A 13,675-nucleotide genomic window follows, 5' to 3' on the forward strand; every position below is an offset into this window, starting at 1 on the left:
AACAACCGGTTAACCTTGTTCAATGCAGTCTTATGCCTGTGCTTTTTTGTCCGCCATTGCCGCGGCGAAGCGCTCGAACAGGTAAAAGCTGTCCTGCGGCCCAGGCGAGGCTTCGGGGTGGTATTGCACCGAGTAGACAGGCCGGTTGGTCATGCGGATACCACAGTTGGAGCCGTCGAACAGCGAGCGATGCGTTTCAACCACGCCCTCTGGCAGTGTTTGCGCGTCAACAGCAAAGCCGTGGTTCATCGAGGTAATCTCGACCTTGCCGGTTTCCAAATCCTTGACCGGGTGGTTTGCGCCGTGGTGGCCGTGGTTCATTTTGACCGTTTCACCGCCCAGTGCGAGGGCCAGCATCTGGTGACCCAGGCATATGCCGAAAACTGGTAGATCTGTGGTGTCCAGAACCTCTTTGATCATTGGTACAGCATATTCGCCCGTCGCTGCCGGGTCGCCTGGGCCGTTGGACAGGAACACACCGTCAGGACTGTGGGCCAGTACTTCGGCAGCAGTGGCTGTAGCGGGCAAAACAGTCACGTCACAACCGGCCGAGGCCAGACACCGCAGGATGTTGCGCTTGGCACCAAAATCCAGCGCCACGACCTTATGGGCAGGCGCTTCTTGCCGTGTGTAGCCATCGGGCCAAGCCCAACGCATTTCGTCCCAACGATAGCTTTGGGCGCAGGTGACATTTTTGGCCAGGTCCATTCCTTCCAGCCCGGCAAAGCCACGGGCAGCAGAGACTAGTGCTTCAATATCGAAATTGCCGTCGGGATCATGCGCCAACGCAACATGAGGGGCGCCTTGCTGCCGGATTGCGCGGGTCAGGCGGCGGGTATCTACGCCACCGATTGCGATGCGTCCACGGCGCGCCAACCATGTCTTCAACTCTTCCGCCGAACGCCAGTTCGATGGTTCGGTCGGATCCCATTTTACCACCATGCCAGCGGCGACAGGATCGCCGGTTTCGTCATCCTCGGGGTTCACGCCAACATTGCCGATATGCGGGAAGGTGAAGGTAACGACCTGACCTGCGTAAGATGGGTCGGTCATGATCTCCTGATACCCGGTCATAGCGGTGTTAAAGCACAGTTCAGCCACGGTTTGACCTGTGGCACCGAAACCCATCCCGTAGAACAGTGTTCCGTCGGCCAAAGCCAGACATGCGGTGGGCTTGGACGGGGCGTTCTGGGCCATGGCGCGACTCTCCTGCAAGGTAAACCGGCGCATACCTAAGAGGGTTAAGCGCTTGGGTCAAGCCTGTTCAAATTTTGGGCTATATATAAAAATCAATAACTTAGAGATATTCACCCCCTGTTGTATCACGCTTTTTGTTTCGATATGGTCGGGGTTCCTTTTCCATGGGGATGGACAGATCATATGGATATGCGATCACGGGTGAACTCTGCCCTGAAGCAAGCAATGAAAGACAAGGAGGCCGAGCGTCTGTCGACGCTGCGGTTGATCAATGCTGCAATCAAGGACCGCGATATTGCATCGCGGGCCTCGGACAACGAAGAGGTCAAGGGCTGCGGTGATGCCGAGGTTCTTGAAATTCTTGGGAAAATGACCAAGCAGCGCAAGGAAAGCGCCCGTGCCTATGAAGAGGGTGGACGGCTGGACCTGGCTGAACGTGAACTGCGTGAGGTTGAAGTCATCGAAGAATTCCTGCCCAAGCAGTTGGATGATGATGAGGTCTCTCAGGCGATTCAGACGGCCATTACGACCACAGGTGCTGGCTCGATCCGGGACATGGGTAAGGTGATGGGCGAGCTCAAGACGCGTTACACCGGCCAGATGGATTTCGGAAAGGTCGGACCGATGGTCAAAGACCATCTTTGTGCGGCATCAAGCAACGGCTGCTGATCTTTTTCTGGCATAGAGCAACAATTACTGCGCGACAGGTTCGCGCAGTTTTTGCGTCAGATCACCGTACAACGCTATGCGCTCTTCTTCTGAGAGAAACGCGCCAATTTCCACTTCTCTACCGTCGCCTGTCAGGGTTACGTAGTTCGGAACCGGGCCGCCGTGTTTGTGCATCTCTGGCCGGGCCCAATAACGGTTGCAAACCCATTCCTGCTGGCCGGTGCGGGGGTTGTGGTGCACAAGACGCGCCTGAGTTCCCGTCAGAGTGAATATTTCGAAAACACTGCGAGATCTGTAGTTCGCCTGAATGGCCAGCCAAAGCCCCAAAACCGTCACCAATAGGAACGGCAACAAGCCCCACAGCACCGCTGAGCCAAGCACAGCCATTAGCGGAAGCAGTCCGAATATAAAAAGCGAAAACACAACTCGGATCGCCCAGCGAGGCGGCAGAGAGTTATGCGGCCAAAGTCGCAGCTCTTGATCGGTATTTGAGGTTTGATTCCACTGGTAAGGCATAGATCGAAAATAGCGCGGCAGCTTTTGGTGTCGACGGAAAATGCTCAGGTCACGTGCCCGACGCGGGCCCATGACAAAGCGTCGTCCAAGCGATCATCACCCCAGAAAACCTCACCGCGGACGACGAGGCTTGGGGCACCGAAAATGCCGAGCCGAAGGGCCTGATCCGTTTCAACTTCTAGCGCGGACACGATGTCCGGACTGCGCGCACGGGCCAGAACGATGCGAGGATCCTGCTGGCATCTGTGCAGGGCTTCGGTCAATGCGGCTTCGCTGCCAGCTTCGATTCCGTCCTCGAACCAGATACGGTAGATGTTCTGTGCAAAGGACTTACCCCAACCATCTCGCATTCCCAGCAACGCAACCTGATTGGCCAGCGCCAGATCGGACACGGGATAGGGCGCGGGCAGGTTGGCATGCAAACGGTACTTGGCTGCACGACGCTCGATATCGCGCCACATATAGGCGGATTTTGCAGGTTTCCCGGCGAACGGGATGTTCTTCTGTTCGGACATAATGGCGCGTACATTGAATGGACGCCAATTGACTGTTGTGTTGTTTTCAACGCACCAGTCATCCATCCGCATGATGGTTAGAAAGCTATATGTACTGCCAATCGAAAACCAGAAATCAATCTTGGACATTGGATTCCTCCGGACCTGTTGGATAAGGAGTTGCCCCTAGAATAGCCTGTCCTGCAGGTTCTGGCGAATATTCTGAAAACAAGGGAATGCAAAATGAAAAGCCCCGCCAATTTGGCGGGGCTTTCTTTAGATCTTATGGGATCAGTGGGCGTGGCCCTTGTCCCAGTCTTCCTGCTTCGGCAGCTGTTCGAACGTGTGTTCGGGCGGAGGGGTGGGCAGGGTCCATTCCAGCGTATCCGCATATTCGTTCCACGGGTTGTTCCGCGTTTCCTTAGCGCCACGGAACAGGGCGTAGAACACGATGCCGAAGAACAGCAGGAACGAGGCGAACGAGATGAACGCACCAATCGACGATACAAAGTTCCACTGGGCGAATGCCTCGGGATAGTCGATATAGCGACGCGGCATGCCCTGACGACCCAGGAAGTGCTGCGGGAAGAACGTCAGGTTAGCGCCGATGAAGAACATCCAGAAGTGGATCTTGCCCCAAAACTCGGAATACTGACGACCGGTCATCTTGCTGAAGTAGAAGTACACGCCTGCAAAGATCGCGAACACGGCCCCCAGCGACATCACGTAGTGGAAGTGAGCAACCACGTAGTAGGTGTCGTGATAGGCGCGGTCGATACCGGCCTGCGACAGAACCACACCGGTCACACCGCCGACGGTGAACAGGAACAGGAAGCCAAACGCGAACAGCATCGGTGTCTTGAACTCGATGGAACCGCCCCACATGGTTGCAATCCACGAGAAAACCTTAACGCCTGTCGGAACCGCGATGACCATCGTGGCCAACATGAAGTAGGCCTGCTGACGCAGCGACATGCCGACGGTGTACATGTGGTGCGCCCACACGACAAAGCCCAGAACACCGATCGCGATAATCGCCCAGACCATCGGCAGATAGCCGAAGATCGGTTTGCGCGCGAAGGTCGCAATCACGTGGCTGATGATGCCGAAACCGGGCAGGATCACGATATACACTTCCGGGTGGCCGAAGAACCACAGAATGTGCTGATACAGGATCGGATCGCCGCCACCGGCCGGATCAAAGAAAGTGAAGCCAAAGTTGCGGTCCATCAGCAGCATGGTGATCGCGCCTGCCAGAACCGGCAGGGACAACAGAATCAGCCACGAGGTGACGAAGATCGACCAGCTGAACAGCGGCACCTTGAACAGTGTCATGCCCGGGGCACGCATGTTCAAGAAGGTGGTGATCATGTTGATCGCGCCGAGGATCGAGGAGGCGCCCGATACGTGTACGGCAAAGATCGCAAGGTCCATGGACATGCCGCCCTCGGTCGTGGACAGCGGCGGGTAGAGAACCCAGCCAACACCCGAACCGAGCTGATCGTTACCACCGGGGCTGAGCAGCGAAGCCACACCCAGCGACGTACCAGCGACGTACAGCCAGAAGGACAGGTTGTTCATCCGCGGGAACGCCATATCAGGCGCGCCGATCTGCAACGGCATGAAATAGTTGCCAAATCCGCCGAACAGGGCCGGGATGACTACGAAGAACATCATCAAAACACCATGGTAGGTGATCATCACGTTCCACAGGTGACCATTCGGGGTACACGGATCAGCCATGAACCCTTCGAGGCACATATACTGCACACCGGGGTGCATCAGCTCGAGCCGCATATAGACAGTCATCAAAACCGAAATCAAACCGGCCAAAGCCGAGAAGATCAGGTAAAGAATCCCGATATCCTTGTGGTTGGTCGACATGAACCAGCGCTGGAAAAAGCTGCGCTCGTCTTCATGATCATGACCATGAATGGCTGCGTCTGCCATTAGGTGCCTCCTGTTACAATTCTACCGCGCAGCCGAAAGTCTCCGACGCGCGGGATTCCTGCTGGTTTTAGATTGCGAATGGGGCGCCTTCAATGGTCGAGTTTGATCTGGATCAAGAATAATTGTCGCGGGTCGCGGGGCCACTCGCTTATTTTCGACCAAAATCAGCTGTTAGCTGGGTATCACGTCAGGATTTTCAAGGGCTCGGCCTTGGGTTTCAATTCGTCGCTTGACCCGCGCTGGGGCGCACAGCAGAACTGGTGTCGATATCGCGCTTGGAGAACAAACATGACCGCTTACGATACCGACAACATCTTCGCCAAGATCTTGCGTGGGGAAATCCCTTCGACACGTGTGTACGAGGATGACGACAGTTTGGCGTTCATGGATATCATGCCTCGGTCTGACGGGCATTTGCTGGTGATCCCAAAAACTCCGTGCCGCAATCTTCTTGACGCAACGCCTCAGCAGCTGGCGGCAGTCATCGCAACAGTTCAAAAGCTATCGAAAGCTGTGATGAACGCATTTGAGGCTGATGGCGTCACCGTACAGCAGTTCAACGAAGCCGCCGGAGGGCAGGAAGTCTTTCACCTGCATTTCCACGTTCTGCCACGTCACGAAGCCGTGCCGTTGCGTGCGCCGGGAAAAATGGGGGATTTCGATCTGATCGCGCAGCATGCCGAAAAGATCAAAGCCGCATTGGGTCAATAAATCGACCGAGCAACTGCAAGCGTCTGACCGTAGAACAAAACCGTTTCTGGAATAGAATTGCCGTTCCGATTTGGGGTCGGAACGGCAGACTCGTTAACAAGAACTTTTCCGATGCACTGGGGGTTTCCGGTGCTGACCGGTTAACACACCACTCACTCTAGAACGGTGAATACATCTTACTCTTGAAACGGTCTCGTGTATTCATTTGAGTGGTTTTTGGGTAAATTTTAGCTTTTACATCGGGCTACGCCCTAAAGATCAAACCTCTTTTGGAAACAGTGACGCTGTCACGAAACGAATTGTTTGTGATCTTCCCGAGTGTTGCGCGATTCGGGTCTCTATGGGATTGGCGCGATCGGCTCGAACACGCGAGCAAAGGTTTTTTGCAGCGCAATGTCCACGTCAGCTGTTGTAACGGGCAGCCCTAGATCGACCAGCGAGGTGACGCCGTGTTCACTGATGCCGCAGGGAACGATGCCTGAGAAGTGTTCGAGGTCGGGTTCGACGTTAATCGAAATACCGTGAAAGCTAACCCATTTGCGCAGGCGCAACCCAATGGCGGCAACCTTATCTTCGGCAGGTTGACCAGTCGGGGTCAGCGGTTTGTCATCCCGACGCACCCAGACACCAACACGCCCGTCGCGGATTTCACCGGTGACATTAAACTCGGCCAAGGACGCGATAACCCATTCCTCAAGCTGCTTTACAAAGCGCCGCACGTCCTTGCCGCGCTTGTTCAGGTCAAGCATCACATAAGCAACCCGTTGGCCAGGGCCATGATAGGTATATTCGCCGCCCCGCTTTGCCTCGTAAACAGGGAACCGGTCGGGATCGGTCAGATCACTTGCTTTGGCCGAGGTGCCAGCCGTGTAAAGCGGCGGGTGTTCCAGAAGCCAGATACACTCATCCGCGTCGCCGGCTGCGATAGCAGCAACGCGCTTTTCCATAAAGGACAAAGCCTCGTCATAGTCGGTCAAGCCGTCTGTGATCTTCCATTCCATGAGGGCCTCATACCCCGCAGACGAAGCGTTGAAAAGAGGTCAGGCGGCCTCGGTCAGGCACCGCTGTACTACTTGGGAATAGGTCTCGGAGCCCTGAGCGCCTGTTAGCAAGTATTTGCCCCCAAAGACCATGGATGGCACGCCCGAGATTCCACGGCTGGTCCAAAACTGCTGCTTTTCGCGTACCGGCCCTACATGCGCACCCGATTCAAGCGCTGCCTGTGCTGCGTCACGATCCAACCCTGCAGCTTGCACCGCATTCAGCAGTACCTCGGTGTCTGATACATCCAGGCCATCCGTGAAATACGTTTTGAACAGTGTCAGTTTCAGCGGGTGTTGTTTGCCGTGTGACTCAGCCCAATCCAAGAGTTGGTGGGCTGCGAATGTGTTAACGATCCGGCTGTCGTCGTTGAAGTTAAAGGTAAAGCCAAGTTCGCCGCCGATTTGAACCAAGCGCTCGCGGGCCTGTTGGCTTTGTTCCGCCGTCGAGCCGTATTTCTCGGTTATGTGCTCCCGCAGGTTTTGGCCCTCGGGAGGCATATTCGGGTTTAACTCGAACGGGTGCCACCGGAGGCGTGCCAGAACGTTTTCCTGTTGCAACGCGATGTCCAATTGCCGAAATCCCACGATGCACCAGGGGCAGACCACGTCTGATACGATATCCACCTGAATGACGGGGCGTGGGTCTGGTGTGGTCATGTCGGAGGGCTCCTGTTCAGGGCGGTAAGCAAAGAATTCACCGGTACAGATATGAGCTGAAAAAAGGAATTCAATCCGGCGTGTTTTTGAGTCTTCACATCCCGTTCCGCACCGTCTATATGCCCCTCTACCAAGTCACATACAGTGCGGTCGTGGCGGAATTGGTAGACGCGCAGCGTTGAGGTCGCTGTGGGGTAACACCCGTGGAAGTTCGAGTCTTCTCGACCGCACCATCTCCCACTCAGATGTCAGTCGTTTCTTAAGGAAATCTTGTGTAGAGATGCACCAGTTCGGACCGGACTGTGCAAACCTCTATTTCCTGTCTCGCCCGTGCGGTTAGGGATGTGTATGAGTCGGAGGCAAGACCATTCGGGAAAGGTGCAGATGTCTCAGGCCATTACCGTCTTCACGACTATGAAAAACGAAGGCCCCTATATGTTAGAGTGGGTGGCCTTCCATAAATCCCTTGGGGTGGAACACTTTGTGATCTTCACCAACGCCTGTGAAGATGGCACGGACGACATCGCACGCAGGCTTGAGGATCTGGGCATTGCCACACACGTTCCCAACGAGGTGAAAGAAGGTGGGAACCCTCAGCATCAGATGTTGCGACGTGCACGGCGGCAACCCAAAGTCAAAGAGGCTGATTGGCTGTTATGCCTCGACGTGGACGAGTTCTGGAACATCAGATGCGGTGACAATGGATTCGGGGCTTTGATCGCCGAAGTTGAGGACCGGGCTGGTCAGCCTGTCGATGCTATTTCGTTTGCCTGGAAGCTATTCGGCAGTTCAGGCAATATCAGTTTCGAAGATAAACCGGTGACCGAGGCGTTCTCGATGGCAGATCAGCCTTATCCGTACCATTCGGGTCGGGCGTATGGCCTGAAAACCCTGTTTCGAAACAATGGAAAATTCACGCGTTTCGGGCCGCACCGCCCAAAAGGGTTCGAAGACGAAGCCGCGGCCGACATTGCGTGGTCGGATGCTGGCGGCAAACTGTTTCCAGCAGATAAGGTGGGGTGGCGGGCCTGGCGGGGGTTTGACCATTCGCTTGGGCGTTTGCACCATTATTCGGTTCGGTCTTTGGACGGGTTCCTGATCAAGCGTGATCGGGGAAGAACCAACCATATCCGCGTGGACCAAGGGCAATCCTATTGGACGGACATGAATGCCAACAAAGAGGTCGACCAATCGATCCTGCCTGCCGCTCGCAAGGCTGCTCCGGTTCTTGAGCAACTGAAAGCGGATCCTGAATTGAACAGGCTGCACCAACAGGCCTGCGACTGGCATCGGGCCAAGATCGCGGAAATCAAGCTGCGCCCCGACTGGGTCGAGTTTCGCGGCTGGCTGGCTGAGAACCTGATCTGATAGCCATGGCGGACGACCTTTCAAAAGAACAGCTTCAACCCGAGCATCCCGAGCGTAAGACGGGGTATGAGCGGATCCTTACAGATCCGCCGCCACCGTGGTTTGTCGAGCTTTACCCGGGTGGCGACGGAACGGGGTTCTTGCAGAAACTCGACCGTCATTCGATCCTGTTTCACCAACGCTCGGCGTCACAACTGGTGATCAGCTTTGACAATATCGCTAACGCCAACGACCTGTCTTTTGCGCGCGAACCCTGGGGTTGGAAGTTCTTCCGGGATGAAGGGTGGTCGCATATGGGTGTCTTTGCGCGCTCTAAGGCGTGGTACCGCGATCCTGAAATCATCTCATATTTTCAGGGTAAGGCGGCCGAGGGGTTCTTTGACAGGTTCGACAAAGTTGTATTTGCCGGGGCGTCAATGGGCGGGTTCGGGGCGCTGACCTTTTCCGCACTGGTGCCCGGTGCGACGGTTATTGCCTTCAATCCTCAGACCACGTTGGATGAACGTCTTGTGCCTTGGGAAACCCGATACCGGTTTGGTCAGGTTCAGGATTGGGATTTGCCACTGGGGGATGCTGCGCAAACGGTAGTAAGTGCAGGTCGGGCCTACGTTTTCTATGATCCGTTCTTTGATCTTGACCGTCGGCAGGTCGAACGGCTGCAGGGCGACAATGTTTTTCTATTAAAAACCTGGTTTTCAAACCATTTTGCCGCACCGATGTTGCGCAAGCTGGACATCCTGAAACCTGTTATGCTGGGGGCGATGGATGGATCGTTAGAGCCCGCGGCTTTTTACAAGATGATGCGCGCGCGTCGCAGGCTTCCGATGTTTATGCGGGGCATCGAGGGTATGGCAGGCGACCGTCATGACATGTTGGTTCGGCAAGCGCGTCAGCGGTTTCGCAGGTTGCGCCGGGCTGCAATGGCTGCGGCAGACGACGCATCATGAGCGCTGCGCGTGGTGTCTTCATCGGTCAGCGCCGCGACCGTATGGGTGCGCGCTTACTTATGATTCTGACCTGTATCCGCCTGGCCGAGGATTATGGTACCGACTACCGTGTCAACTGGTTCCCGCAGGGGGCGGACGCGCCAGAGTTGGACCACCCGCACGAGCTGTTCACGCAACAATGGATGGATGTTCATTTTGCAAACGCCGACGACTTTGACGCGCTGAGCAAAGACGCCAAACCGATCTGGGCATTTCAAGGCGATGCAACCCCGGACAAGTTGATCGCGCATCTCGACGCAGGCCGCTCGGTGCTTGTGGAAGAAGGGTTTGAGGTGCTCGCCTTCCCGTGGGAGGATATCGAAGCGATCCGCCCTCGCTATCGTGACTTCATTCACCGGATTGGCTTCACGGATGAACTCCGTTTGATTATGAACCGCGCAGATGAGCGGTTATCGGGGCAGGGGGTTTCAGCCTATCATATCCGGCGTGGTGATATCCTGAATGGCCTACCGTGGAAGCACACGACCTGGCCTGCCAAGATCGAACCCGAGGAGTTCTACGAGGCGCATCTTGAAAAAGCGGCTGGTCGTGCGGCGATCATGTTCTCAGACCAGCCAGAACTGATCACGCGGTTTCAAAGGCGGTTTCCGAACCTGTTGCAAATGTCGGATATCGCGGACGTCTCGGGCATGACACGGGCACAGCGCGACTTTCTAGAGCTTTACACGATGTCGCGCGCAGATCAGGTGGTCGCACCCGTAATCAGCGCCTTCTCAATGGCGGCCGCGCGCATTTCAGGGCGACAGCGCAAAGTGTTTCGCGACGTTCTGACCGAGGACGAGATGTCCGAAGCCTATGAGGCTGCGATCACCCGATTGAACGGCCCCTTGGATAAGTTTTTGAACCCGTCCGAGGCGGCGCATATCTATTCCAAAGTGTTATTCCACTTTAATCGCCTGAATGCCGAAGATCGTACCGAAGAGGCGTCCAGCTTGGGTGATAAGCTGTTACACGCAGGCGCCGATAACGCATTCCTACCGCTTTTGCAGGCCCTGAACCTGTTCTACCAAGGACAATGGGATGCCGCTTTAGGACTTGTGGACGCTGTCTTGCAGGATCCAAATGTGTGGCCCGAAGACCATGCCGTTCTGTGCGCTCTTAAGGCTGCTGCGTTGGGCGAAAAACGCAAGCGCTGGCAGGCGGCGCAAGCGTTCAGCCAGGGATTTTGGGCAAAGCCGATCCGGCCCGACGTTTTGGTGTTTGGGTCGAGGATGGTGTATCGGGATCACATTTCACTTCGGCTGTTCCCTCCGACCGATTGGGAGTTGCAGAAGGTTATTCGCAGGCCATGGTTCAACTTCAACGCTCACGTTGCACAACGAAAAGTCCTCGTACGGCTGCCATGTAACTTCGATTTCCTGCTTATGGACTGGTGGGATTTGTCGCTGGACCAGAAAGCCCGCAGATTGTTCAGCAGCACACCGCGGTTGCAGCGCCTTGTGGATGGTCTTGCCCGCATGACGGATTTTCCGAACACAGATGTCCGAGTGCAGAGCTTTCAAACCGTGCTGAGCGTGCATACAGGGGAAATCACCGCAACCAAAGCGATCGACTTGATGCGTCGCGTTGTTGCCGAAGCGCCCGAGAACCCTTTGTATCACAAACGACTGGCCGGGCTCTTTGAAGCCGAAGGAGACGCGACCAACGCTCGTCTTGCGATGGCAGATGCATTAGCTTGTGATCCAGGTAACCCATTTCTTGTCTTTGCGATGGGGCGCTGCCTTCAACGGATTGGTGCAACAGAACAGGGGCACAAGCAGATTATTCAAGCCGCAGACAAGGACAAGAACACGGCAGCTATTCAGGGCGAAGCCGGGCGCATTCTTCTGCAAAGGGGCGAAAGGAAAGCGGCCCGGCTTTATTTGCGGGCTGCGAAAGACTTGTGTCCGACATATCAACGCTTTTCCAACCAACTGCAGCGCGCAGGAGGAGGAGCATCTTGATTTTGCTTGGTTACACTCGGAATTGAACGTAGGAAGTTTGAAAGATCAAAAATGATATGTTCAGCCAAAACAAGGTATCGACAGGGCGATTGGGGCACCCAGGAATGAGCGACGAAGAATCACGGTTTATCAGCATCACCCCAATGAAAAACGAGGGGCCCTTCGTGCTGGAATGGGTGGCGCATAATCGGGCGATTGGCGTTGATCAGATCGTCGTGATGACCAATGATTGCACCGACGGTACAGATGCTTTGTTACAGAGGCTTGATGAGATGGGTGTGGTGACCCATGTCGACAACAACTCTCGTCGCCGGACAAGCCCGCAAAAGCGCGCTTATAACGCGTTTCTTAAGATGGAGATTGTGCGCCCGCAGGACTGGGTGATCGTGATCGACGCGGATGAGCATATCAACGTCAAGACGGGCGACAACACTCTGCGTGCGCTGACACAGGCTATTCCGGATGCCAAAACGATTTCGATGACGTGGCGGTTGTTCGGAAATGCGGGAATCGTCCGATATGAGGATCGGTTTCTGTCCGACCAGTTCCGCAAAGCCGCGCCCGAAAGGATTATTCGCCCGCCACAGGCATGGGGCTTCAAGACGATGTTCCAGCGCGGGCTATGGGACGCGCTGGGCGTCCACCGGCCGAAACGCGCGACCGTCGAAACGATGGAAGAGTGTCACTGGTACAACGGTTCTGGCCAGAAAATGCCCGAGCATTACTATGACAAAAGCTGGCGGTCGACACGCGCGTCTGTTGGGTATGAATATGTTCAACTTAACCATTATGCCCTTAAATCCTGTGAAAGTTATCTGGTCAAAAAGATGCGCGGACGGGCGCACCACTTGGGCGAGAGTCTGGGTCTGGAATATTGGAACATGATGAACCAGAACGCGACGACCTGCACATCCATTGACGCTGTTCTGGAGCGTAAGCGCGCGCTGTATTACGAGATGCTGGCTGACCCGGAAATCGCGCGATTGCACCACATGTCTTGTGATCTCCACAGGCAGCAGATCGCGCAGCTACGCGAGCAGCCTGAAATGCAAGAGTTGATGCAGCAAATGACGTCTGTTTCGGCCGAGAATACGGCCTCATGATGCAGTTGTATCCTGACGTCGGAGACATATGATGCTGTGGCTGCATTTGGGTATGCCCAAAACCGGAACAACAGCGCTGCAGGGGTTCTTGCGCGGCAACCAGCCCGTCCTTGATCAGATCGGCTTGCGTTACATGGAAACCGGCCGACGCAGGCTGGACGGAAATCCTCGACTTGCGGTCAGCCATAACATCATCGCGTTCCACATGAACCAAAGCGATCAGCCAATGGATCCATTCCGGGCAGGGATGACCTCGGAATTTGATGCGCATTCAGGGCAAACCTGTGTCGTGTCATCTGAGATGTTTTATTCCTGCGATTTCGACAAACTGGCGCAGGTATTTGCTGAAATTCCGGCGCGCGACCTGCGAATTGCATTTTACTGCCGCCGGTACTCGGATTTTTTCGAAGCCGATTACAAACAACGCGCCAAGAACGGACGCTTAGCCATTGTCGGTACTGATTACATCCGTTCCCAATTGTCCCGAATTGAAGCGGACCCTGCAGCCTTTAGCTTCACGTCACGGGTCGAGCAAATCCGAAAGGCGTTTCCGGGCGTGACGATTGTTCCCTCGGTTTATGAGCGCGAACAGATGACCAATGGCCATGTCGTGGACGATTTTCTGTCGCGGATCGGAACGCCATTGCCAGAAGGATATGTTACAGGGGCACCATCCAATCCGTCGCAATCGCGCGCCGCAAGCGAAGCCTTTGGGGTTGTCACGCGGGCGCTGGGGCGCAAGAAAAGTCGCCAGCTCAGACGATTGATATCCGAAGACCCAGTCATGGTGCGCCGCCACGACGTTTTGGAGCCGGACGAACGGGACTGGTTGGATACCCTTATGTCAAAGCAGGATGTTGCGTTTCAGCAGGAGTTCTTTCCCGATGCGTCGCAGGTGTTCGCACCGAAACAGCTTAACGAGAGTGAGCTTGAGTTCCGCCGGGACACTCCGCAGGAATATCAGGCGTTCAGCAAAGCGTCCGAGATCGTCTTTCGAATGGCGCTGGAGAGCTGATC

Annotated in this window: 13 protein-coding genes and 1 tRNA gene; 8 read left to right on the forward strand and 6 right to left on the reverse strand. The window is 55.4% G+C overall.

Annotated elements, in window-relative coordinates:
• Positions 1-30 precede the first annotated feature (30 nt).
• Positions 31-1,197 carry a glutamine-hydrolyzing carbamoyl-phosphate synthase small subunit gene (gene carA / locus GOW48_RS01000; RefSeq protein ID WP_170750665.1) on the reverse strand — a complete coding sequence of 389 codons (1,167 nt, stop codon included), beginning with the start codon at positions 1,195-1,197 and terminating at the stop codon, positions 31-33.
• Positions 1,198-1,380: 183 nt separating this feature from the next.
• Here carA and GOW48_RS01005 point away from each other — a divergent pair, with 183 nt between their 5' ends.
• The gene (locus GOW48_RS01005; protein ID WP_170352819.1) at positions 1,381-1,866 is read left to right on the forward strand and encodes a GatB/YqeY domain-containing protein; all 486 of its coding nucleotides are present in this window, start codon (positions 1,381-1,383) and stop codon (positions 1,864-1,866) included.
• Positions 1,867-1,890: 24 nt separating this feature from the next.
• Here the strand turns inward: GOW48_RS01005 and GOW48_RS01010 are convergent, their stop codons facing one another.
• The 3 genes from GOW48_RS01010 to ctaD all read right to left on the reverse strand — a co-directional run bounded on the left by GOW48_RS01010 (position 1,891) and on the right by ctaD (position 4,826).
• On the reverse strand, positions 1,891-2,382 hold the full coding sequence (locus GOW48_RS01010) for a DUF2244 domain-containing protein (protein WP_170750668.1): 492 nt from the start codon (positions 2,380-2,382) through the stop codon (positions 1,891-1,893).
• Between the two features lie 44 nt (positions 2,383-2,426).
• Positions 2,427-3,026: a 2-hydroxychromene-2-carboxylate isomerase gene (locus tag GOW48_RS01015; RefSeq protein WP_170750669.1), complete on the reverse strand. Its 600-nt coding sequence runs from the start codon at positions 3,024-3,026 to the stop codon at positions 2,427-2,429.
• A gap of 141 nt (positions 3,027-3,167) precedes the next feature.
• A complete protein-coding gene (ctaD, locus tag GOW48_RS01020) occupies positions 3,168-4,826 on the reverse strand; it encodes a cytochrome c oxidase subunit I (RefSeq protein WP_170352822.1) in 1,659 nt (552 codons plus the stop codon).
• 288 nt (positions 4,827-5,114) lie between these two features.
• Between ctaD and GOW48_RS01025 the strand changes: the two genes are divergently transcribed.
• The gene (locus GOW48_RS01025) at positions 5,115-5,537 is read left to right on the forward strand and encodes an HIT family protein (protein WP_170750671.1); all 423 of its coding nucleotides are present in this window, start codon (positions 5,115-5,117) and stop codon (positions 5,535-5,537) included.
• 338 nt (positions 5,538-5,875) lie between these two features.
• Here GOW48_RS01025 and lipB read toward each other — a convergent pair whose 3' ends face one another.
• Together lipB and GOW48_RS01035 are read right to left on the reverse strand one after the other, a co-directional pair.
• On the reverse strand, positions 5,876-6,538 hold the full coding sequence (gene lipB / locus GOW48_RS01030) for a lipoyl(octanoyl) transferase LipB (protein WP_170750673.1): 663 nt from the start codon (positions 6,536-6,538) through the stop codon (positions 5,876-5,878).
• A gap of 39 nt (positions 6,539-6,577) precedes the next feature.
• The gene (locus tag GOW48_RS01035; RefSeq protein ID WP_170750675.1) at positions 6,578-7,237 is read right to left on the reverse strand and encodes a DsbA family oxidoreductase; all 660 of its coding nucleotides are present in this window, start codon (positions 7,235-7,237) and stop codon (positions 6,578-6,580) included.
• 146 nt (positions 7,238-7,383) lie between these two features.
• On the opposite strand from GOW48_RS01035, the gene GOW48_RS01040 reads away from it, so the two are divergent.
• The 6 genes from GOW48_RS01040 to GOW48_RS01065 all read left to right on the forward strand — a co-directional run bounded on the left by GOW48_RS01040 (position 7,384) and on the right by GOW48_RS01065 (position 13,673).
• Positions 7,384-7,470: transfer RNA gene (locus GOW48_RS01040), tRNA-Leu, on the forward strand.
• Between the two features lie 151 nt (positions 7,471-7,621).
• Entirely contained in the window at positions 7,622-8,605 is a 984-nt protein-coding gene (locus GOW48_RS01045) for a glycosyltransferase family 2 protein (protein ID WP_170750677.1), read from the forward strand.
• Between the two features lie 5 nt (positions 8,606-8,610).
• A complete protein-coding gene (locus GOW48_RS01050; protein WP_170750679.1) occupies positions 8,611-9,552 on the forward strand; it encodes a hypothetical protein in 942 nt (313 codons plus the stop codon).
• Positions 9,549-11,555, forward strand: a complete 2,007-nt coding sequence (locus tag GOW48_RS01055; protein ID WP_170750681.1) for a tetratricopeptide repeat protein — start codon at positions 9,549-9,551, stop codon at positions 11,553-11,555. Before GOW48_RS01050 ends, GOW48_RS01055 begins: the two co-directional genes overlap by 4 nt.
• Before the next feature lie 104 nt (positions 11,556-11,659).
• A complete protein-coding gene (locus GOW48_RS01060) occupies positions 11,660-12,658 on the forward strand; it encodes a glycosyltransferase family 2 protein (RefSeq protein ID WP_234899393.1) in 999 nt (332 codons plus the stop codon).
• Positions 12,659-12,689: 31 nt separating this feature from the next.
• Positions 12,690-13,673 (forward strand): hypothetical protein, encoded by a 984-nt coding sequence (locus tag GOW48_RS01065; RefSeq protein WP_170750683.1) that lies wholly within the window; start codon positions 12,690-12,692, stop codon positions 13,671-13,673.
• Positions 13,674-13,675: the final 2 nt, after the last annotated feature.

The sequence above is a fragment of the Ruegeria lacuscaerulensis genome (genome assembly GCF_013033355.1).
In the GTDB taxonomy this organism is placed as follows: Bacteria; Pseudomonadota; Alphaproteobacteria; order Rhodobacterales; family Rhodobacteraceae; genus Ruegeria; species Ruegeria lacuscaerulensis_A.